The organism is Lysinibacillus macroides (assembly GCF_001281525.1).
In the GTDB taxonomy this organism is placed as follows: Bacteria; Bacillota; Bacilli; order Bacillales_A; family Planococcaceae; genus Lysinibacillus; species Lysinibacillus macroides.
In genome coordinates this window covers 27,558-50,147 of the sequence record NZ_LGCI01000006.1, presented here as the reverse complement: position 1 = coordinate 50,147, position 22,590 = coordinate 27,558, and the positions used below count along the sequence as shown (strand labels likewise).

Sequence of the window (22,590 nt, the reverse complement as noted above, 5' to 3'; positions counted from 1 at the left end):
GTCTTAATCCTCCTTCATCACAGCATCTATATAAATAGATGGATCATTTAATAATTTTGCGGCATCATCCATAAATGGTGTAATCCATTCGGAGCCAACACCATATGCCACGCTGATGCATACTAACAGGGCAGTAGGTATAAATAGCATTTTATAAACCTTTTGATCGACAGCAGCGTTTGTTTCTTTTTCTTCACCCCAAAAGGCATAGATAAAAATACGAATCACTGACAATAACACAAGCAGTGAGGAGGCTAAGATAAAAATACTGCCCCACATGCTACCAGCCTCAAAGCCACCTTGGACAATTAATAGCTTGCCAACAAAGCCACTAAGCGGTGGAATACCTGCTAGGCCAAAGGCTGCAATTAAATAGCTCCAGCCAAGAACAGGATATTTCTTAATGAGTCCACCCATCTTACGCAAATCGGATGTACCTGTAATATAAATAACAATCCCGATTAACATAAAGAGCGCTGCCTTAATTAACATATCGTGAATAAAATAAAACATTGCTCCTTTTAAGGCAACCTCATTCATTTGGGAAACCCCAAATAAAATAACACCTACTGCAATGACAATATTGTAGATAATAATAAGCTTGACATCAAAATAAGCGAGTGCCCCAATACAGCCAGCTATAATTGTAGCTATAGCTAGCACCATCAGTAAATGATGCGTGTATGATAAATCATGCACAAAAAACAATGTATAGGTGCGGGTAATCGCATATACCCCGACTTTCGTTAGTAGCGCACCAAATAGGGTTAGCACAGGAATCGGTGCTGCTGCATAAGAAGTTGGTAGCCAGAAATATAAGGGGAAAATCGCTGCTTTTAAGCCAAAGACCATTAAAAAGAGGACAGCGATGACCGTAATAATGCCTGGCTGCTGAATATCCGCTATTTTCACAGCAATATCTGCCATATTTAATGTACCAACTACAGAATATAAAAAGGCAACTGTAATGACGAAGAGAGCAGATGAAATCACATTAATTAAAATATATTTAATCGACCCTTTTAGCTGACCCTTTTCTCCCCCAAGCACAATGAGTAAATAGGACGCCATTAATAAGACTTCAAAGAATACAAAGAGGTTAAAAATATCACCCGTTGTAAATGCTCCATTGACCCCTGTTAAAATAAACATAATGCCAGGATAATAAAAGAAGTGTTCCCGTTCCTTCGTAATGGAGCCAAAGCCATACCATACAACAAAAAGAGCAATAAGCAATGTTGTTGTAACGAGCAATACAGACACCATATCAGAAACCATTGTAATCCCATAAGGTACAGGCCAATCGCCAAATGTTACCTTTTGGATGCCGTCATGCTTTACTTTGAAAAGAAGCGTAAGGGCTGAAATAAGGGCAAGTCCCACGCCTAGTAAGGCAAATCCGCGTTGATAGGTTAAATTTTTTCTGCCAAGCATTAAAATAATCCCAAAGAAAAATGGGATGATAATAGGCAGTAGAAGGAAGTTATTCATCCTCGTCACTTCCTCTCATTAGACTAATATCATCTGTTTTTAGCTCTTGATAGGAACGATAAGCAAGAACAAGGAAAAATGCTGTTACCCCAAAGCTAATAACAATCGCTGTTAAAATAAGTGCCTGTGGTAAGGGATCAGCGAATGTTTTAGCACCCTCGCTTAAAACAGGAGGAGCCTCTCCGCCAAGACCACCCATCGTTAAAATAAGCAAATGTGCTCCATGACTTAATAAGCCTGTACCAATAATAATGCGTAATAAACTTTTTGACAGCATCAAATAGACAGCTGCCATAAAGAGAAAGCCAATGACAAAGGCCATAATTATTTCCATTATTCATCCTCCCCAATCGTTTGAATAATGGTCATCGTAACGCCAACAACAACCAAATAGACGCCAGTATCAAACAGCATAGCCGTATGGAGTGACTGCTTGCCTAGCAATGGTAAATCAAAATAATCAAAGAAATGTGTAAAAAATGGCTTGCCTACAAACATTGGAAATGCTGCTGTTGCAAGAGCTAGCAGTAAGCCACCAGCAGTAAAATACGTGTAATTGATCGGTAAAATATGACGAACTGTATTAATATCAAACGTTATGATCAAAAGTACAATGGCACTTGATGTTAATAGTCCTCCAACAAAGCCGCCTCCTGGTGTGTAGTGACCCGCCAGAAAAATATGAATAGAGAAGAAGAAAATAATAAAGAATACAATTTTAGCGGTAAACTGGATGATCACATCATTTGTTTTCATGTATTTTCTCCTTTCGATTCATACGTAATTTAATCATGGCTAAAATACCCATGCCAGCAATGCCTAATACTGTAATTTCAAATAATGTATCAAAGCCACGATAGTCTACTAAAATCACGTTTACAATATTGCCTCCACCTGCTAAAGAATAAACAGTTTCCTCATAATATTTAGAGATGGATGGAATAAGTTTTTGAGAATGAGCAGACAGCGCAACAAGAGTCACCATAATACCGACTGCAATTGAGATAATAGCGCGATTTAATTGGAATTTCATCCGTTCTTCACGTTTGCCAAGCTTCGGTAGGTGGTAAAATGCCATTAAGAATAAGGCTACTGAAATCGTTTCGATAACAAGCTGTGTAAGGGCTAGATCAGGTGCATTAAAAATAACAAAGAATAAAGCGACTGTGTAGCCGACAGCACCTAGCCCAATAATGGCTGTTAGTCGTGATTTTGCCAAGATCACAATGGCTGTGCCAATTACTAAAACCACCGCTAGGATAAGCTCATATGGTCGAATAGGTGATGTCTCCTGCCAAGCAATGCGAAAGGCATCTTTAAGAAAAAGAGAGCCGATCACAATAATCGTAATCCCACTAAACATATAGAGTAAATAATGGCGCATAGACTCCGTCATAAAGCGCTGTGATAGACGATTTAAGCCAACATCTAATCCCTGCATTATTTTGTTATAAGCATTGTTCAATGTGAACGCTTGTGGGAAGCGTCGATACAGCCCCTGCCATTTTGGTAAAGTGACAAATAATAAAACACCGACAATAATAATGCCAACCGTCATTAATAGCTCAGGCGTAATGTGTCCATGCCAAGCAGATACATAAATATCAACATCTTGCGGGGTTGTATATAAAAATGGTTGGATTGCTTGAACAGCTGGTTTTACAAAGGTATCACCAATAAAGTTTGGCACAAAGAAGATGACAATTACGCACGTTGCTAAAAGTATTGGTGAAATAAGCATACCAATTGGCGCCTCATGTGGCTGATGTGGCAATTGTTCTGGTTTGTAATTGCCCATAAATGTTCTAGCGACAAAATAAAAGCTATAAATAAAGGTAAAAATGCTAGCAATCCAAGCGATAATTGGGAAAAGCGCACCCCAAGTATCAAAGCCGAAAAATTCAAAATTTTGCAATGCCAGCATAGCTGTTAAAAACATTTCCTTACTTAAAAAGCCGTTAAATGGTGGAAGACCAGCCATTGATAAGCTTCCAATTGCGGCCACAGTAAAGCTAATGGGCATAATACTCATTAAGCCTCCGAGCTTTCGAATATCACGCGTACCTGTTTCGTGATCTACAATCCCAGCAATCATAAAGAGGCTGCCTTTAAAGGTTGCATGGTTGATAAGGTGGAAAATAGCAGCAAAAGCCGCATATTTAATCGTATCGATAGAGTCATTACTATGAAAAGCAACAGCGCTTGCCCCAAGCAATGACATAATAAGTCCAAGCTGACTGACTGTAGAAAACGCCAGAATTCCTTTTAAATCTGTTTGCTTTACAGCAAAGAAGGAACCCCAGAAGAGTGTTAAAATACCAACGCCTGTTACCAGCCATACCCAAAGCTCAGACGCCGCAAAAATAGGTGTAAAGCGCGCAACTAAATAAATACCTGCTTTCACCATTGTGGCAGAGTGAAGGTAGGCACTCACAGGTGTTGGCGCTTCCATTGCATCTGGTAGCCAAATGTAAAATGGGAATTGCGCAGATTTTGTAAATGCACCTAACAGTAATAATAGTAATGACCAGGTAAACAAAGGATGCTCTGCTAAATTAGGCGCCATTGTAATCAGCTCACGAATGGAAAAAGTTCCACCCATTAAATAAAGAAGAACAAACCCACCTAGCATCATTAAGCCGCCACCAACTGTAATCAACATTGATTTTAATGCACCTAGGCGTGAGGCATCTCGTGTATACCAATAGCCGATCAGTAAAAATGATGAAATCGATGTGAGCTCCCAAAAGAAATAGAGTGTAATTAAATGGTCCGACTGTACAACACCCAACATTGCAGACATAAATAACAGTAAGTAAACATAAAAGTTATGTAATTTTTCTTTATGCTTGTCTAAGTAAAAAATAGAGTAAAGTACAACTAAGGAGCCGATGCCAGTAATTAGCAGTGAGAATAATAAGCTAAGTCCATCTAAATAAGAGATAACCGAAATATCCAGTGATGGAATCCAAGGCAGCTCTGCAGTAAACACTTCTCCTTTGGCTACTTGAGCAATATAGGTTGCATAAATGATTGCAAGTGTAGCAGGTACAGCAAGAACGAACCAACCTGTGTGAATATGTTTCATGCGTTTATAGAAAAGGGGCACAAATAGAGCCGCTACTATTGGCATGAAAATATAAAGTACTTGTAACAAAAAAATCCTCCTTTATGCAAGTAAGTACACCAATTATAGCGTACTTTTATTATGAATGCATATGTACAAACAGGATTTAGCTTGCAGTAGTGGAAGAGTTTTGGCTATATTATAAATAGGAAGTTATTAAGAAAAATAGAGGAAAAAATTTTTTTATGAGGAATCCGTATATCTATGGTTATCTACCATTAATTACAATTTTATTATTTAGTTTAACATTTGGTATGTATGCTGTGGGGCAATCTTTACAAATTTTTCAAGCAATCGGTGTTTACTCAGGCATGCGAGAATTTTTATCTGATTTTGAATTACGTGTATTTTTATTGATTGTTTTTGCCATTGTTTTCTTTATGGTATTTTCAGCGCTTAAACTAGTAGGGGAAACGATCCATGAGCTAGGGATGCTCTTTTTTTCGAAAGATAATGATGGGGCAACAGTAAATCAGGCGCGAGGCGGCTTTATTATATTATTTATTGGTGCGATGTGCTCAGCCTTTGCTATTCAATTTATTTATGTGCTCATCGGCATCTTTGTCTTAACGATATTTGCCTACTTTATTTATTTGATTTATAAAATGAGCCATTTTATGTCGATGGGCAGCACAATCGGGCTGTTAGTTTTTGAGCTGTTTATGTGGACGATCTTATTAACATTAGTGGTCTATGTTATTTTAAAATTGTATAATGGTATTTTGGCAAGCTTACCATTTGCAAGCTAGATACATAATAGCAAGAGAAGTTGTCTGAAAAGCCATTTTGAGATACTCCATAGCATCACCACAGAAGCAATATTTATGGTACCGAAAGCATAGCAACAGGTACAGCTATATTTACTATAAATATTGGGACTGTTGGAAAAAATTACATTTTTCCGACAGTCCCTTTTCTTGTAGTATGTGCTATTCCAGTAAAACATTAAATAACTGATGATGAATTTTATAGGCTTCTAGTCGCTGCATAGATTGTGGTTTATCATAGCCTAGCCATACTGCCGCTGTGTAACGATCATTGAGACCAGCAAGCCAGTAATCACGATAGTCATTCGTTGTACCTGTTTTTGCCCCAATGTAGCTGCTAGGGCTATAAACACCCTGTCCTGTTCCGTTTGCTACAACATCTGTCAGAAGCTCACGCATATATTTGACTGTTTGTGATGACCAAATTTGCTCGCGCTCTGTATCCCAGCTATAAAGTGTTGTCCCCTCTAGGGTTGTTACTTTACGAATACTATGTGCAAGCCCGTAAGACCCATCAATAAAGCTTGTATAAGCATCAGCTAGCTCTAAGGCTGTTACCCCATATGTTAGCCCACCCAAGGATGCAGCATAATTACGATCTGCATCCACTATGGAACGGAAGTGGAAACGATCTAAATAATGAAAGGCCGTATCAACACCCACTGTTTGAAACAGTCGTAATGCTGAGGTATTGTAGCTATGGCGAAATGCTGTGCGTATAGATACATTACCATATACATAGCCTCCATAGTTTTGCGGACAAAATGAGCCAATGCAATAATTACCCCCATTCACAATAGAATCGGGCGTATGCGTTGTTGTTTCAAAAAAAGGTGCATAGACAGCTAATGGCTTAAAGGCTGATCCTGGCTGTCGTGTCCCTTGAAAGGCACGGTGGTAATCAAATTTTTCATAGTTTTTCCCTGCATAGAGACTCACAACTTCTCGTGATTGATTATCAATAACAGCTCCGGCTGCTTGCAGTTGCCCTGTACCTAGAATAGCTGTCATATTATTTTCATCATGCATTTGTTTAACTGGATCAAGTGCCGTATGAATAATGAGTCCATTTTGAAATAATGTTTGAAGGCGATTATCTAATTGTGTTTTAATCTTTTTCTTATCTTCTTCATTATCTGTATGGTTCAGTCGGTCTGTATAACCTTCCTTTTCTGCTATTAACCATTTGAGCTCTTGCAAAACATAAGTACTGTACATCGGATAGTTTTGAATTTTATCTTTAATCGTTAATGTAATGGTTTCCGTCTTATATGCTTGTGCAGCTTCCTTGGTAATAAAGCTATTTGCTGCTAATGTGTCCAATAAACGCTCCTGTCTCGCCTTCGTTTGATCGAAATTTTTTAATGGGTTATAGAGGGATGGATTATTTGGAATAGCGGCAATAAAAGCAATTTCAGCAATGGATAGTTCTTGAAGAGGCTTTTGAAAATAATAGGTAGCTGCTCCACCGATACCATATACCTGATTGCTAAAATAAGCTTCATTCAAATACATTGTTAAAATAGCTTCTTTATCAAACTCTTTTTCTAATTCATAGGCATAAAAAAGCTCTGTTAATTTTCGTTCATATGTTTTTTCCTCTGATAAATAACGCATCCGTACAAGTTGCTGAGTGATGGTACTTCCCCCCTGAGAGGCTGTATTCGTATTGGAATTGGCTACAACCGCACGAATAATTGCACTTAAATCAAAGCCAACATGTTCATAAAAGTCAACATCCTCACTAGCAATAAATATTTCCTGGGCAATTTTGGGGATTTCTTGTAATGTAAGTGGCTGTCGCCATTCGACATATTCCTCACTAAATGTTTGTCCATGCTGATCGATAAGCGTTACAGGGAGCTGTTTTTGTACTTCAGGTAAATGAATAGCATGGGCAATTTGCTCCTCATGTGCTAGAGCTGTTTGGATCTCTGTCCGAATATTTGCGCTAATCAACCAAAGTGTGGGTAGTGATAGCAGTATAATAAAAAAACCAAAAGCTTTTTTCATATAGGCCTCCATAATTTCTATCAATCACTCCATAGAATAACATATTTTGGCTTAACGCCAAATACGTGTTCAAACGACTGCTATAAAAAGTGCAAAAATCGTCAATACTTTGATGAAGAAAACAGTTGGGAAGTATGTTAGACTAAAATGAGGTCAGATAAGGATGCACCATCATCTTTTTCATTAACACTGAAATTTTACTTTTAAAGGAGAGACTTTGATGTTTCCACAATTAACAACAGATGTACAAGCAGGCGAAGTGCTTGTAGAAATGAACACAACATTAGGTACAATTAAAATTAAATTATTCCCAGAGCAGGCACCTAAAACAGTTGAAAACTTTTTAGGTCATGCAAAATCAGGCTACTATAACGGCATTATTTTCCACCGTGTGATTCAAGATTTTATGATTCAGGGCGGTGATCCAACTGGTACTGGTATGGGTGGTGAATCAATTTGGGGGAACTCCTTTGAGGATGAATTCTCAGATGAACTGTTTAATCTTCGCGGTGCATTGTCAATGGCAAATGCAGGTCCAAACACAAATGGTTCTCAATTCTTTATTGTGCAAATGAAGCACCTTCCAAGTGATATGCTTCGTCAATTACAGGGAGCAGGCTTCCCAGAAGAAATCATTGAAGCTTATGCACAAAATGGTGGTACACCTTGGTTAGACCATAAACATACAGTATTCGGTCATGTTGTAGAAGGAATGGATATTGTAGATAAAATCGCGGATGTAGAAAAAGATTTCCGTGATAAGCCAGTAGAAGATGTGAAAATTGAGTCAATTACAGTCTTTGAATAATATATAAAAGGACGTGTAGTCTATGGAAAACTTAATGTATCAATTTTTATATTTCCCTGAAGATAAATCAGGCTATCTTCCAGCAGCGTTTGAATTTTTAATTATGCTTATTTTATGTATTGCTGTCTTTATGCTTCTTCGTAAAATTTCTAAAAAGCAAGAAATAAAATCGAAGGAAATCGAAGCGCGTATTTTGGCTGAGAAGAAAAATACAAACAATCAACAGAATATCTAGTAAAAAGAATCTGCTTCCGTGGGGGGCAGATTCTTTTTACTTATATTTTTCTTTTAGAACGACGCAAAGTATTTTGTAGCGTTTTGATGGCAGTGAAGAAAACAAGGATAATTGACAGGCCAATCCCACTTAACGCGGTAATAAAGGCTACCCATTCAAAAAGTGTATAACTCCAAATATTACCTAAATCACTGCTATCCTTCCAGCCTTCAATTACTAAATTCATACCGTAAATACCAGATACCACAGTAAATACAGTTAAAATGAACAGTAAATTGTTGCTTCGATTATCGGATTGATCCTCCTGTATACGATACAAACTGTCCAATGTCTCTTTTGTTTCTAAATAGTGCTCCTTAATACGGAAAAACTTCCGAAGCATCTGGGAAAGTTCTCTACCCTCAGTTCGGACAATGACTTCTTTAAAATAATAGCGTGCAGAAAATTTTGTAATTAGCTCGATTAATGCATTAACAACTTGCTTGTCCTTGCCCCACTTTATTTCACTATATTCATAGGAAAGCTTTAAGAGCATCATTTTATAAAAATAATGAGTAAAAAGATTATAGTAGTGAGTACCCATAAATTCCTGAAGGCTGTGTGTACATTTTTCTAAGGGCATATTCGTAAATGTCATTTGTGCCTGTGCAGAAGTGATGATATAACTGTTTGGTGCCCATCGTGTATAAGCGTGTTCTTTCACATAGTTTGAGATATATTGAGGATTCGTACTAGAAATAAAGGGCTTACCATCAGGTGTTCTCCCATCAACTTGCCCTAGTCGAAATAAATGTTCAGATAAGATCTCTGCTTGTTCATCCCCAATTAAATAAGCAGAGGAAAACATTCGTTCATCTTCAAAAAAAGGTAAGCCTTCATAGCTGTGATCCTGCTGATGCAATAGAAAAGGCTTTAGGTAGGGAATAAAATAATTAAATAATAGTTCGCTCGTGGAAGAACAATGGCCAAATGAAAAATGATGGCTTGCTCCTTTTTCTTCTCTTAACTTTGCCTCTAATACTCTAAAGTAGTGAATAAAAGTTAAAATATCACTAATATCATGTGGGGTATCTGTAATGCATGTACGAACTGTTACAATACCGTTTCCGAAAGGACAGAGTGTAACATCTATACTCATTACTTCATAATTTATATGATTTTCTTGATGATGTAAGGATCCTTGGGTATAAAAAGCTTTTGAAAAGCGTATAAAGTCTGGGCTGTCCATGTCGTTTGGAAATAGTTTATCCTCGAGAAAGGGATAGAAAAACTGGGCAAGCTCCTCATGTACAATGGTAATATCTCCGTAAAAAGCATTTTCAAGAGCGGTGTTATCTAATGTAAAAAAAGAAAAACCTTCGTGTTGAAGTACATCACAAATTCTTCGCCGGTTTTTCGAATGATAGGCAAAGGGAAGTAAGAATGTCATATAGGCATGTTTAATCATTAATGGAGCTAAATCCAAAGGAAAACACCTCTTCTCTATCCAATCGTTAAGAAACTTTTCCACAAAATAATTATTTTAAACATTTAAAAAAGGATATCTCGAAAAGTGGAGATATCCTTTCTTTATATTTTTTTATTTTGCAAAAGCTTTTTTAAAGCGTTCTACGCCATCCTGAACGGTTTCAAATGAACAGGCTACGTTCATACGTAGGAAGCCTCGACCTTCTTCTCCGTACTTTGTTCCTGGTTCTAGTCCTAGCTTGCCTATTTCTAATAAACGCTTCATTACTTCTTTTTCCTCAAGCGCTAATTGTCGATAATCAATCCATATTAAATAAGTGGATTGTGGCTTCATAACACGGATACCTGGAATCTTCTCTAATTCAGTCTTCACATAGTTTATATTAACAGAGATATAAGAAAGCAGTTCCTCTAACCAAGGAGAGCCTTCTGTATAAGCAGCGTGAAGCGCTACAGGAGCAAATGCGTTTAATAAGCCTTGTCCACTCGCCATATTGACTGCCTCTAATTGGAGACGTTTTTTCTTATCGGTCACAATCATATATGACACCTGAATACCAGCTAAGTTAAACGTTTTGGTAGGTGCCATACATGTGATGATACGATCCATTTCATCACCTGCAATTTTTGCTAATGGGATATGCTGTTCACCATTTAACATTAGATCAGCATGGATTTCATCAGAAATAATCATAACATCGTGTTTAGCACAAAGGCGTATAATTTCCTTTAACGTTGCCTCATCCCATACATAGCCCCCTGGATTATGTGGGTTACATAATATATAGGCCTTTACATTTTGAGCAAGTGCCTGTTCAAAAGCTTCAAAATCATAGGTAAAGGTGCCATCTTTTTCAACGAAAGGACAGCTAACCACTTCACGAGCATTGCTTTTCGGTATAGTAAAGAATGGTGGATAGACTGGTGATGATATCAATATTTTATCACCAGGCTCCGTTAGTGCAACAATACAGTTCGCTAAAGCAGCAACAACACCGCTACAGAATAGAATAGCATCTTTTTGAATTTGCCAATCATGACGAGTATTTTGCCAGTCTACGATGGACTGTAAGGTTTCTTCGCCAATAAAGCTATAGCCAAAAACAGTGTGCGCAGCATGTTGCTGAAGAGCCTTTGTAACAGCGGCTGGAGCAGCAAAATCCATGTCGGCTACCCACATTGGTAAAATATCTGATGCATCTTGAAGGCCATAAACTTTTTCCATAGCATCCCACTTTAAAGAATTTGTGTGACGACGTTTAATCGTTTGATCAAAAATAGACAAGCAAATCACTCTTTTCTTTTTTATTTACTATGGTATCATACGAATATGATTAAAGGATAATAGGTGAGTATTTTGGAAAACATAAAAATGAATCAAGCTGCTGTCCATCTATTAGCGGAGTGGGACCCCTTCCACTTAGGTCCAGATCATTATGATACGGAAACAGCAGATGTGGTGGCAGCATTGCAAGGAATTGACGACCCATCAACACTTGCAAAGGTTATTCAAGAAACATATGAGCATTCGTTTGAGCAATGGATACCGTTTGAAGAGTGTGTAGCCATTTCCTACAAGCTAATTGCCATTAAATTTGCAGCAAAATGTATTATTTAAACTATTTTTCATATTTGCCATCAAAAAAAGGCTGTCATGTGCATGACAACCTTTTTTTAGTGAATTATTTAAAGAGCGGTAAAATACCCTGAATAAAAATAATTAAAATAGCAAGCGGGGAGATATAACGAATTAATATATACCAAATATTGAACATCGTACTGGAGGCGGCAAGCTCCCCACGTGAAATATCTTTTGTGTAATAATAGCCAGCAAATATCGAAATGAATAATGCGCCTATTGGCATACCAATACTATTAGTTAGAAAATCAACAAAATCAAAAATAGAGCGATCTAAAATTTGTACATCTGCTAATATACCAAATGATAATGCACTTGGGATTCCAACGATAAAGATAATGATACCGCCAATCCAAGCAATCTTTCTACGTTTTCCTGGCTGATCGCCAATCGCAATGGCTACAACAATTTCGAGCATAGAAATCGAAGAAGTGACTGTTGCGAAAAGTAAAAGTATAAAGAAAATCGTTAAGAATAGCCCACCAAGAGGAAGCTGCTCAAAAACAGCTGGCAAAATAATAAAGACAAGACCAGGTCCTTGGTCAGGTGTGTAGCCAAGCGCAAATACTGCTGGGAAAATAACGAGACCTGCTAGTAAGGAAATAATAATATTCATGGATGCCACATTGATGGCTGAATTGCCAATCTTCTCTGTTTTAGAGAGGTAAGAAGCATACGTAATCATCACGGCAATACCAACGCTTAATGAGAAAAACGCTTGTCCTAAAGCCATTAAGAAAGTTTCTGCGTTAAAATAAGACCAATCAGGTACAAACATAAATTTAACGCCTGCCATTGCCCCATCTAATGTTAACGAGCGTATAACGAGCACGATAAAGAAAATAAAAAGTAAAGGCATCATCCAAGTGCTTGCTTTTTCAATGCCGCCCTTGATCCCTGCTGAGACAATAACGACTGTTAACAGCATAAATAGCCCTTGCACAAGAATAGCTTCAAAAGGACTCGCAATAATACTTGTAAATAAATCTGCATAATTAATCTCAGCATGCGTATTCGTTAGCTTAAATGTAAGGGCACGACCTAAATAGCTTAAAATCCACCCACCTACAACGCTATAGAACGATAGGATAAGACCAGCAATAATCATCCCAGCCCAGCCGATAAAATACCATGGTTTTTCTGGCGCTTGCTCCTTAAGGGATGTAACAGCATCCTTTTGGCCTCGACGTCCAATCATAAACTCTGCTATGAGCACGGGTAAGCCAATAAAGAATGTACATAAAATAAATAATAAAATAAAGACACTACCGCCATTTGTGCCAGCCATATAGGGAAACTTCCAAATCGCTCCCAGCCCTATAGCACTTCCAGCGGCTGCTAAAATAAATCCAATTTTAGTTGTAAATTGATCTCTCGACGACACGAAACAAAATCCTCCTTATAATACTAAAGTTTTATTTTACCGCAATATTTTTATAACACAAGCAAATATCTGAAAATTGATGCTAGCTATTTCTAAAAGGAATACGAGTCACCTACTTCCTTTTTGCATAAATAACAACTAAATTATGTAACAATTAAAAAGGTTTCCTCGTTCCATAAACAAAAGGGGGGATTTTTTTGATAAAGGCTGAATTAATCTTAAAAGCACAGCAAGGAGAGAAAGAGGCATATATCGAGCTTATTCAAATTCATCAACGAACCGTAGAAAAGTTCGCCTTTCAATGTGGCGTACATAGCAATGATTTAGCAGATGTATCACAGGAAGTATTTGTGAAGCTATATCGTTTTTTACATCAATTTAAACAGGATCGTTTTACAACATGGCTCTATAAAATCACCTTAAATGCTACTCGTGATTATTATCGCAAGGAGCAACGACAGCAAGCAAAAGAGCAAAAGCTTCATGCGCAACCACAGCGTACATCATCTTCCTCCGCAGAAGAATTTATGCTGTTATTTGAGGAGGATAGACTGCTCCATCATGCCATTCAAGCACTCGATGAAAAATATCGATATCCGCTCATATTGTATTACTTTCATGAATTAAAATACGAGGAAATTGCAGAGGTACTCAATATTTCATTATCAACGGTGAAGGTGCGTTTATTACGAGCGAAAGAAAAGCTAAAGGTAGCATTAATGCAGGAGGGGAGTGTTGAAAATGGATGATAAACAATTTGAGAAACGGATGGTATTGCTAAAAAAATCCTATGATCGTATGGATACACAGCTAGACCCAAATAAAGTGCTACAGCAAATTGACGAAGAGAAAGCGACACACAATACACAAGTAATTCAAAAAAACCCTGTGAAGCGTCAGAAAGCTTCTGTTTGGCTGGTCAGTATTGCAAGTGTGCTTTTACTAGGTATTTTAGGAACCTCCTATATGATTCAACAGCCAGAAGAACTTTCAAATAGTGAGCAACAAATTATGCAGGAAAAGCAGGAGGAACAACAGAAAACGTATAGAGATTGGGCGAATGAGCTAACAGAGAAATATGAGCATCAAAAAGAGGAGATTAGAAAAGAATTAATGGTTTCATTAGATGAACTTAATGCTTTTTCATATATCCAAAATATAGAAAATGAATTTAACAATTATACAAATAATAGGTCTGCTGAACGAATAACAGCAGAAATGGCAGAAAATTTACAACGCATGGAAGATAGCTTGCTTGAAAAATTAACAACGCCAAGGCGAGTATTTGAAGCCATTGACGGTAAAAAGCCACTAACGTTTGAAGAATCCTATAAAATTTATGATTTATATGAGCAGCCAGCCATTCAATTAGAATCATTTTACAGCGGTTTACTGGAACCATATGAGCATCTACTTAAGAAAAAAGTACCTAGCAGCCAGTATCCATTGGAATTACAAACTATTATCGAAACAGCCAGCGAGCAGGGGATGGAGCTTTCTATTAATGATAATGGCTCCTATGCTTTTAAAGCGAACCCCATTAATGGGGCATTTGCATTTGAGGAAGCTAAATATCTTCACCCTGATAGTTTAGGCTATTTTGAGTACTCACAAAAAGGCTATTTAGTAATGGATAAGGATGATGTACGTTATTCGCTTGAGGAAACATTAGAAATACTAACATCGTTTGAACGCGCATTATTAGCGGATAAAAATCCAGGTTCAAGGTATTATTATATGCTGCGAGATAGATTTGAATATACATGGACGGCATTGCTAAAAGGCACACCAAAGCATCCTGCATTGTTAGCGGATGGCACGATTAACAAAGACTATATTACATTTTTACAGCAACTAGCAGATGGTAAACATAGCAAGGTTGTGAAGCAAATTGCTGCAACGATTTTACAGGAGCTAGCGCAGCAACAAACATCCACGACACGAGATGGATTAGCTGCCTATGATATTTGGCAAGCCCTTTTACAAGCAAAAGGGGAAAAAGCAGGATTTAGAAATTATGATACGTTTCACTTTAGCTATATGGATGAAGCGGAGGCTGTACGGATTGACAAGCTATATCAGCAATATAGAGAAGGTGGCAAAGAAACATTGCTTAATCAATTAAGCCCGATTGATATGGTTGCGCTTTATTTATATGCCATTATGGTTGGAGATCACGCTTTACAGCAAGCATTAGTTATACCCAATACAGTAATAGATACAAGTCGATTCAACCACCTTGACAACTTAACGGCTATTAGTCAATTAGGAGAATCCAATGTGCCTCACAAATATCCATTAGTATCTGTTCGCATGAAGGAGGATTCGAATGATAAAGCAGTCATTATTAAATTAATGAAAAATAATAATGGTCATAACCGAATCATTGGCATAGCGGATTAATGAGACGATTTTTTGCCCCGATTTTACACGTATGTTATAATCTAAGCGATATATACGTAGCAAACAAAAAGAAAGTGGGCAAAGGTTATGGCAAAAAAATATGAATTAGGAGACGTGTTGACCGGAAAAGTGACAGGTATTCAACCATACGGTGCATTTGTGGCACTGGACGACAATACACAGGGTCTTGTGCATATTTCGGAGATCACATACGGATTTGTAAAGGACGTTAGTGAGTTTTTAACTGTTGGGCAAGAAGTAGAAGTGAAAATTCTTGAAATCGATGAAGAGGCCGAAAAAATTAGTTTATCGATGAGAGCGCTTCAAGACCGTCCAACAACAGTACGCAAAAAAGATACACCACCACGTAAATCATTACAGGATCGCGTGGATGAGTCAGATGCCAATGGTTTTAATTCTTTAAAAGATAAATTACAGGACTGGATTGAACAATCAGGACAATAGAGGATAGGGATACTTTCGATGAGGAAGGTATCCCTATTTTTTTATTGCTCAGAATGTAGGTTATTTTTGATTTTTCTAATGCGATATTGCAGGTTTTGGCGACTCATACCAAGTGCATTGGCTGCCTTTGTAATATTCCCCTCATATAAATTTAAGACATTTTGCACATAATAGGATTCGGCTTCACGTAAATAGGCATCAAGTGGCATCACATCATGATTTTGATGAAACATAAAAAATTCTGGCTCACGATTATTGGTATTTTGCTGCTGTACTTTAAAGCGAAAATGCAAGGGCAATAAATCTGACGTAACGGTTGATTCATTTGTCATAAATGACACAATTTCATCCAGTAATAGCTCAAGCTCCTTTAGATTACCTGGCCAATCGTATTGTAAAAATAATTCCTGAACATCTGGTGCAAGCTCCATGACCTGAGAGGCAAAGCGCTCTCGATGACGGCTAAAATAATCATCCACAAATGGCAGAATATCTTCTTTACGATCGGTTAAGTTAGGAATCGTAATCGCCATCTTGGCAAAGAAATAATATAGTGACTTGGACAGCTTTTTTTCGGCAATTAATGTAATAGGGTCACTACCAACACTGCCAATGAGCATATATTTAGACTGTGGAAGAGATTGCAACATATCCAGTAGCTGTTCCTGAATGTCTAAGCTTAAAAAGTCAATGCGTTCAAAGAAAAATGTATAGTCTTTCTCTTCGTCCAACAACTGCTTTAATTTATCGAGCACGGACTGAGCGGAGCGGCGACTAACAAGTGTAACAAAGGCTTCAGGGTCGGGAGAGGCTGCATGGTGAATACCTTCTGCTACCAAATCCTTCCCTGTGCCAGACTCACCAATTAATAAAACAGGTAATTTCACAGCTGCTGCTTTTTTAGCATCTTCAATCACTTGCTGCATGGATTCAGAGGCTGCCTTAATCATATCGAATGTTAGTGGCTCATCATAACGGCGAAGGGGCTGATAAACAAGCTTTTCAAGTGATGTAATATCTCGCGCAAATTCAATCGCACCAATTAGTTTATTTTCAACAAAGAGTGGAAAAGTATCATTGATGGTCGTGATTTCATGCCCGTTTTTATTCCAATAAGTTTGTTTGACATTAATTTCTTTTTTGCCTGTTTGCAAGACACGCATTAATGTACTTTCATGCTGACGGAAGGAAAACATTTCGATAATGGAGCGATCTGCAAGCTCATCAAAATGGAATCCTTCAATTTCTTTCATTTTTGTATTGTAAATAATTGTTTTGCCAGATAAGTCTACTGCATGAATGCCAACGGATACATTTGTTGCAATAAACTCATAAAAAGGTAGTAAGGGTTCAGAATTTTTCATAAAAATGTACACCTCAAAAATTTTTTACTTGAAATATGCAACTAAATTTTGCATTATAATAAGTGTAAGAATATTTTATACGCAAAAATATTTTGCGTCAATGTTTTTTGCAGACCCAAATACATCTCACTAGGGAGGATTAAGTATGATTCCATACAAACACGAACCATTTACAGATTTTACACAAGAGGCGAACTATAATGCTTATGTAGAGGCTTTAAATAAAGTAGAGGGGTATTTAGGGCAAGACTACCCACTGATTATTGGTGGCGAGCGTATTACAACAGAGGATAAAATCGTTTCGTATAACCCTGCCAAGAAAACAGAAGTCGTGGGTCGCGTATCAAAAGCGAGCCAAGAGCTAGCTGAAAAAGCGATGCAAGAGGCAGACCAAGCATTTAAAACATGGAAAAAGGTTGATCCAGCTATTCGTGCAGACGTGCTCTTCAAGGCAGCAGCAATTGTCCGTCGCCGTAAACATGAATTCTCGGCTTTATTAACAAAGGAAGCGGGCAAGCCATGGGCAGAGGCGGATGCAGATACAGCAGAAGCAATTGACTTTATGGAATATTATGCGCGTCAAATGCTCCGTATTAAAGACGGGCAACCCGTAGAAAGCCGTCCAGGTGAATATAACCGTTACGACTATATTCCATTAGGGATTGGTATTGTGATTTCTCCTTGGAACTTTGCCTTCGCGATTATGGCGGGTACAACGGTTGCAGCATTAGTAACAGGCAACACCGTGTTATTAAAACCTGCTTCGACAACACCAATTGTTGCGTATAAATTTATCGAAGTATTAGAAGAAGCTGGTCTTCCAGCAGGTGTGGTGAACTTTGTACCTGGTAGCGGTGCTGAAGTAGGGGACTACCTAGTAGATCATCCAAAAACACGCTTTATCAGCTTTACAGGTTCACGTGATGTTGGCTTACGCATTAACCAACGTGCCTCCGTTGTCAATGAAGGGCAAATTTGGATTAAACGTGTTATCGCTGAAATGGGCGGTAAAGATACAATCGTTGTCGATAAAGAGGCAGACCTTGAATTAGCTGCCCAATCCATTGTGAAATCAGCATTTGGCTTCTCGGGTCAAAAATGTTCCGCATGTTCTCGTGTAGTGATCGTAGAAGATGTGTATAACCAAGTAGTGGAGCGTGTGGTGGAGTTAACAAACACTTTAACAGTGGGCGATCCAACAGACTTTACTAACTTTATGGCGACGGTGATTGACCAAGCAGCGTTTAACAAAATTACGGAGTATATCGAAATCGGGAAAGGCGAAGGCCGTCTAGTTGCAGGTGGTACAGCAGACGATTCAGTGGGTTACTTCGTGCAACCAACTGTCTTTGCAGATGTAGACCCTTCTGCTCGTATTATGAAGGAAGAAATCTTTGGGCCAGTAGTAGCGATTGCTAAAGCAAAAGACTTCGACCATGCGATTGATATTGCAAACGATACAGAATATGGTTTAACAGGTGCTGTGATCACGAAAAACCGTATGAATCTTGAAAAAGCACGTGAAGAATTCCATGTGGGTAACCTGTACTTCAACCGTGGCTGTACGGGGGCAATCGTTGGCTACCAACCATTCGGTGGCTTCAATATGTCAGGGACAGACTCAAAAGCGGGTGGTCCAGACTACTTACAATTACACATGCAAGCAAAAACAACTTCTGAAATGCTTTAATTTTCATATTACTAATAGGGCTGATCAATTAAGTAGAAATTAAAGTATTTTAACAATAATTTGCAAAGTTTCTCCAGGTAATATTGCCACTGACTAAAACCGTAGACACTCATGAAAAGGTAGTTTACCTTGGAGAAGCTAGCAGATGTAGAGTTGACATTGATGCTAAATTTTAAGCATTCTACTTACTAAAGATACATAGTCCCTTCCTTCCATAGATTTTTTAACATGATTTTATAAGGAGAGAATAGAAGATGACAAAAACACAACAAGTGATTGAACAAACGCAAAATTTTGGTGCTGCAAACTATCATCCACTGCCAATCGTAATTTCAGAGGCTGAGGGTGCTTGGGTGAAAGATCCAGAAGGCAATAAATATTTAGATATGTTATCAGCATACTCTGCAGTCAACCAAGGACATCGCCATCCAAAAATTATTGCGGCTTTAAAAGAGCAAGCTGATAAAGTAACATTAACTTCACGCGCGTTCTACAGTGAAAACCTTGGTGAATGGTATGAGCTTGTTGGCAAATTAACAAATAAAGAAATGGTTTTACCAATGAATACAGGCGCTGAGGCAGTGGAAACGGCATTTAAGGCAGCTCGTCGTTGGGCTTATGATGTAAAAGGCGTAGAGGATGGCAAAGCTGAATTTATCGCATGTAATGGTAACTTTCATGGCCGTACGATGTTAGCGGTTTCGTTATCTTCTGACCCAGAATATCGCCGTGGCTTCGGCCCGATGCTACCAAATATCAAATTAGTGGATTACGGTGATTTAGACGCATTAAAAGCAGCGATTACACCGAATACAGCAGCATTTATGATGGAGCCAATTCAAGGTGAAGCTGGTATCGTTATTCCCCCAGAAGGCTTCTTAAAAGCAGCTCGTGAACTTTGTCGCGAAAATAATGTACTATTTATTGCTGATGAAATTCAAGCTGGTTTAGCGCGTACAGGTAAAATGTTTGCTTGTGATTGGGAAGAAGTAGAGCCAGATATGTATATCCTTGGTAAAGCATTAGGCGGCGGTGTATTCCCAATTTCTTGTGTAGCGGCAAACCGTGATATTTTAGGTGTATTTAACCCAGGTTCACATGGTTCAACTTTCGGTGGTAATCCTTTAGCATGTGCAGTTTCTATTGCATCTCTTAAAGTTTTATTAGATGAAAAATTAGCTGAACGTTCACATGAGCTTGGTGAATATTTCAAAGGTAAATTACAAGCTATTAACAATCCAGTGATTAAAGAAGTACGTGGTCGTGGTTTATTTATCGGTATGGAATTAACAGAGGCTGCTCGTCCATATTGTGAAAAACTAAAAGAGCTAGGTCTATTATGTAAAGAAACACATGATACAGTGATTCGTTTTGCACCACCACTTGTTATTTCACAAGAGGATTTAGATTGGTCAATCGAACAAATTGAAAAAGTATTTAAACTTTAACAAAATGTTCACATTTTAATTCGGAAGTATGTTACAATGATGCCGATATATTATCATTAAAAAAAACAAAGAGGCGATTTAATATGTCTGAAAACTTAAATCTGTTCACATCAACACAAGACGTCATTCAAGAGGCTTTAAATAAACTTGGCTATGATGAAGCAATGTACGAATTATTAAAAGAACCGCTTCGTATGCTACAAGTACGTATTCCCGTGAAAATGGATGATGGTACAACAAAAGTATTTACGGGTTACCGTGCACAACACAATGATGCAGTAGGACCAACTAAAGGTGGCGTTCGCTTCCATCCTCAAGTATCTGAGGAGGAGGTTAAAGCGCTTTCAATGTGGATGACATTGAAATGTGGGATTGTTGATTTACCATACGGTGGTGGTAAAGGCGGTGTCATTTGTGACCCACGTCAAATGTCTATGGGCGAAATTGAGCGTTTAAGCCGCGGATATGTACGCGCCGTAAGTCAAATCGTAGGGCCAACAAAAGATATTCCTGCGCCAGATGTATTTACAAATGCGCAAATTATGGCATGGATGATGGATGAATATAGCCGCATGGATGAATTTAACTCTCCAGGCTTTATCACTGGTAAGCCACTTGTACTTGGTGGTTCTCAAGGTCGCGACCGCGCAACAGCACAGGGTGTGACAATTGTTATTGAAGAAGCAGCAAAAAAACGCGGCATTGATATTAAAGGGGCACGCGTTGTGATTCAAGGCTTTGGTAATGCAGGTAGCTTCCTTGCAAAATTCATGCATGATTTAGGTGCAAAGGTCATCGGTATTTCAGATGCTTATGGTGCACTGCATGATCCTGAGGGTTTAGATATAGACTACTTATTAGATCGTCGCGATAGCTTCGGAACAGTAACAACTTTATTTGAAAATACAATTTCTAACAAAGAATTATTAGAGCTTGATTGTGATATTTTAGTACCAGCGGCTATTGAAAACCAAATTACTGCTGATAATGCACATCATATTAAAGCAAGCATTGTTGTAGAGGCAGCAAATGGTCCAACAACGGCTGAAGCAACAAAAATTTTAACAGAGCGTGGTATTTTACTTGTACCAGATGTACTAGCATCTGCTGGTGGTGTAACTGTTTCTTACTTTGAATGGGTACAAAATAACCAAGGTTATTATTGGACTGAGGAAGAAGTGGAGGAACGTTTATACAAAAAAATGGTTGAGGCATTTGACAATGTCTATACAACAGCAACAACACGCAATATCAATATGCGTTTAGCTGCATATATGGTAGGTGTACGCCGCACTGCAGAGGCTTCTCGCTTCCGTGGTTGGGTATAAACAACTAAAAACAAGCCGTTCTCCAAATAGGGAGGGCGGCTTGTTTTGTTTGAAGTAAACAGTGTGAAGAAATTAGCAAGCTTGCTATTTCTAAAAAAGATATCCATATTTGCACTAGTTCTCAGTAGACGTATTGGATTTTTTTTTATTTGTATGCATTAAATGTTCAAGGCGTTGCTCCAAAAGCTTTTTCTTCTCCAATCGTTCTTTTCTTACACGAATCATGCGTACAATCCACAATGTAACAATTATAATTCCGCATCCAATAATGAAATAAATAAGCATATACAAAATCCCTTTATTTTATGTAGTAATGTTTACTATACAAGTCCTGTCTATACAAAATCTGAACAATTTCTCCCTTGTGTAGCTATAAAAATACTACCATAAACATACCTTTTTAATATATTAAATTTCTGCTTATTTAGGGCTTTTGAAACATTTTAATGATATTTTTTATTTGGAGCACTAATTTTTAAAAATTTTCAATAAAAATATCTGAAATTGAATCAATTTCATAAATCGATTTTTTCAAGAGCTTAGACTGCTCCTGTGTCTGATTTTTGTTTTTTAAAATTTAAGCTGCGTTGTTTTGTAGCTGTAAACGTACATTCATCCGATCGACTGCTAATTTGCAGGCATTATAAATAAACGTCACAAGGTTGAAGTGCAGTTTAGCTTTTCTACCGGTTTTGTGACGGACGTTGTTTAACTGAAAAAATTGCTTTAAATAAGCATTTACTCGTTCGACAGCTGTGCGTTCCTTGTAAAGTTTCTTCCATAGCTCGGAGCCACGTGCTGGAAACGTGTATTTGCGGATATCGGTTTCACACTTGATTTTAAACACCTTTTGACAGAGCGAGTCATCACGTAATGGACAGGTTGCGCAATCTTTTGGACGTGTGAACTTAAGCGTTTGATACTTTTCATCAAAGCTGTCGTAACAGTAGCTATGTTCACG

20 protein-coding genes are annotated in these 22,590 nt (G+C 37.9%); 10 read left to right on the top strand and 10 right to left on the bottom strand.

All coding sequences use genetic code 11. The features are described from left to right. Window positions 1-3 precede the first annotated feature (3 nt). The 4 genes from ADM90_RS10505 to ADM90_RS10490 are packed head-to-tail and all read right to left on the bottom strand — an operon-like array spanning window position 4 to window position 4,648. Complete coding sequence (locus ADM90_RS10505; protein ID WP_053994980.1) at window positions 4-1,491, bottom strand: Na+/H+ antiporter subunit D; 1,488 nt, start codon at window positions 1,489-1,491, stop codon at window positions 4-6. Further along, complete coding sequence (locus tag ADM90_RS10500; protein WP_053994979.1) at window positions 1,484-1,825, bottom strand: Na(+)/H(+) antiporter subunit C; 342 nt, start codon at window positions 1,823-1,825, stop codon at window positions 1,484-1,486. The genes ADM90_RS10505 and ADM90_RS10500 overlap by 8 nt, the downstream gene beginning before the upstream one ends. After that, window positions 1,825-2,247, bottom strand: a complete 423-nt coding sequence (locus tag ADM90_RS10495) for a Na(+)/H(+) antiporter subunit B (protein ID WP_053994978.1) — start codon at window positions 2,245-2,247, stop codon at window positions 1,825-1,827. The genes ADM90_RS10500 and ADM90_RS10495 overlap by 1 nt, the downstream gene beginning before the upstream one ends. After that, a complete protein-coding gene (locus ADM90_RS10490; RefSeq protein ID WP_083448521.1) occupies window positions 2,234-4,648 on the bottom strand; it encodes a Na+/H+ antiporter subunit A in 2,415 nt (804 codons plus the stop codon). Before ADM90_RS10490 ends, ADM90_RS10495 begins: the two co-directional genes overlap by 14 nt. Window positions 4,649-4,803: 155 nt before the next feature. Here ADM90_RS10490 and ADM90_RS10485 point away from each other — a divergent pair, with 155 nt between their 5' ends. Continuing rightward, window positions 4,804-5,367, top strand: coding sequence for a DUF5366 family protein (locus tag ADM90_RS10485; protein ID WP_053994977.1), 564 nt, complete (start codon window positions 4,804-4,806; stop codon window positions 5,365-5,367). A gap of 180 nt (window positions 5,368-5,547) precedes the next feature. On the opposite strand, the gene ADM90_RS10480 is transcribed toward ADM90_RS10485, so the two are convergent. Continuing rightward, on the bottom strand, window positions 5,548-7,398 hold the full coding sequence (locus ADM90_RS10480; protein WP_053994976.1) for a transglycosylase domain-containing protein: 1,851 nt from the start codon (window positions 7,396-7,398) through the stop codon (window positions 5,548-5,550). A gap of 220 nt (window positions 7,399-7,618) precedes the next feature. Between ADM90_RS10480 and ADM90_RS10475 the strand changes: the two genes are divergently transcribed. Together ADM90_RS10475 and ADM90_RS10470 are read left to right on the top strand one after the other, a co-directional pair. Then, on the top strand, window positions 7,619-8,206 hold the full coding sequence (locus ADM90_RS10475; protein ID WP_053994975.1) for a peptidylprolyl isomerase: 588 nt from the start codon (window positions 7,619-7,621) through the stop codon (window positions 8,204-8,206). A gap of 22 nt (window positions 8,207-8,228) precedes the next feature. After that, window positions 8,229-8,441: a hypothetical protein gene (locus ADM90_RS10470; RefSeq protein ID WP_053994974.1), complete on the top strand. Its 213-nt coding sequence runs from the start codon at window positions 8,229-8,231 to the stop codon at window positions 8,439-8,441. Between the two features lie 40 nt (window positions 8,442-8,481). Here the strand turns inward: ADM90_RS10470 and ADM90_RS10465 are convergent, their stop codons facing one another. Further along, window positions 8,482-9,906 (bottom strand): magnesium transporter CorA family protein, encoded by a 1,425-nt coding sequence (locus ADM90_RS10465; RefSeq protein ID WP_053994973.1) that lies wholly within the window; start codon window positions 9,904-9,906, stop codon window positions 8,482-8,484. 114 nt (window positions 9,907-10,020) lie between these two features. Continuing rightward, a complete protein-coding gene (locus ADM90_RS10460) occupies window positions 10,021-11,193 on the bottom strand; it encodes a MalY/PatB family protein (protein WP_053994972.1) in 1,173 nt (390 codons plus the stop codon). Between the two features lie 72 nt (window positions 11,194-11,265). Between ADM90_RS10460 and ADM90_RS10455 the strand changes: the two genes are divergently transcribed. After that, window positions 11,266-11,526 carry a DUF1871 family protein gene (locus tag ADM90_RS10455; RefSeq protein WP_083448534.1) on the top strand — a complete coding sequence of 87 codons (261 nt, stop codon included), beginning with the start codon at window positions 11,266-11,268 and terminating at the stop codon, window positions 11,524-11,526. 64 nt (window positions 11,527-11,590) lie between these two features. Here the strand turns inward: ADM90_RS10455 and ADM90_RS10450 are convergent, their stop codons facing one another. Beyond that, entirely contained in the window at window positions 11,591-12,931 is a 1,341-nt protein-coding gene (locus tag ADM90_RS10450; RefSeq protein ID WP_053994970.1) for a sodium-dependent transporter, read from the bottom strand. Window positions 12,932-13,128: 197 nt separating this feature from the next. Between ADM90_RS10450 and ADM90_RS10445 the strand changes: the two genes are divergently transcribed. The 3 genes from ADM90_RS10445 to yugI all read left to right on the top strand — a co-directional run bounded on the left by ADM90_RS10445 (window position 13,129) and on the right by yugI (window position 15,799). Continuing rightward, on the top strand, window positions 13,129-13,680 hold the full coding sequence (locus ADM90_RS10445) for an RNA polymerase sigma factor (RefSeq protein ID WP_053994969.1): 552 nt from the start codon (window positions 13,129-13,131) through the stop codon (window positions 13,678-13,680). Then, window positions 13,673-15,334, top strand: a complete 1,662-nt coding sequence (locus ADM90_RS10440) for a hypothetical protein (protein WP_152928009.1) — start codon at window positions 13,673-13,675, stop codon at window positions 15,332-15,334. Before ADM90_RS10445 ends, ADM90_RS10440 begins: the two co-directional genes overlap by 8 nt. A gap of 87 nt (window positions 15,335-15,421) precedes the next feature. Next, window positions 15,422-15,799, top strand: a complete 378-nt coding sequence (gene yugI / locus ADM90_RS10435) for a S1 domain-containing post-transcriptional regulator GSP13 (protein ID WP_053994967.1) — start codon at window positions 15,422-15,424, stop codon at window positions 15,797-15,799. A 41-nt stretch (window positions 15,800-15,840) separates the two neighbouring features. Here yugI and ADM90_RS10430 read toward each other — a convergent pair whose 3' ends face one another. Next, complete coding sequence (locus ADM90_RS10430; protein ID WP_053994966.1) at window positions 15,841-17,163, bottom strand: sigma-54-dependent Fis family transcriptional regulator; 1,323 nt, start codon at window positions 17,161-17,163, stop codon at window positions 15,841-15,843. 145 nt (window positions 17,164-17,308) lie between these two features. Between ADM90_RS10430 and pruA the strand changes: the two genes are divergently transcribed. From pruA to ADM90_RS10415, 3 genes are all read left to right on the top strand, one after another. After that, the gene (pruA, locus tag ADM90_RS10425; protein WP_053994965.1) at window positions 17,309-18,853 is read left to right on the top strand and encodes an L-glutamate gamma-semialdehyde dehydrogenase; all 1,545 of its coding nucleotides are present in this window, start codon (window positions 17,309-17,311) and stop codon (window positions 18,851-18,853) included. A gap of 254 nt (window positions 18,854-19,107) precedes the next feature. After that, the gene (locus ADM90_RS10420) at window positions 19,108-20,301 is read left to right on the top strand and encodes an ornithine--oxo-acid transaminase (RefSeq protein ID WP_053994964.1); all 1,194 of its coding nucleotides are present in this window, start codon (window positions 19,108-19,110) and stop codon (window positions 20,299-20,301) included. Window positions 20,302-20,384: 83 nt separating this feature from the next. After that, window positions 20,385-21,629, top strand: a complete 1,245-nt coding sequence (locus ADM90_RS10415; protein WP_053994963.1) for a Glu/Leu/Phe/Val family dehydrogenase — start codon at window positions 20,385-20,387, stop codon at window positions 21,627-21,629. A 577-nt stretch (window positions 21,630-22,206) separates the two neighbouring features. On the opposite strand, the gene ADM90_RS10410 is transcribed toward ADM90_RS10415, so the two are convergent. Continuing rightward, window positions 22,207-22,590, bottom strand: a 384-nt coding sequence (locus tag ADM90_RS10410; protein WP_152928015.1) for a transposase, incomplete at its 5' end; no start/stop codon positions are given.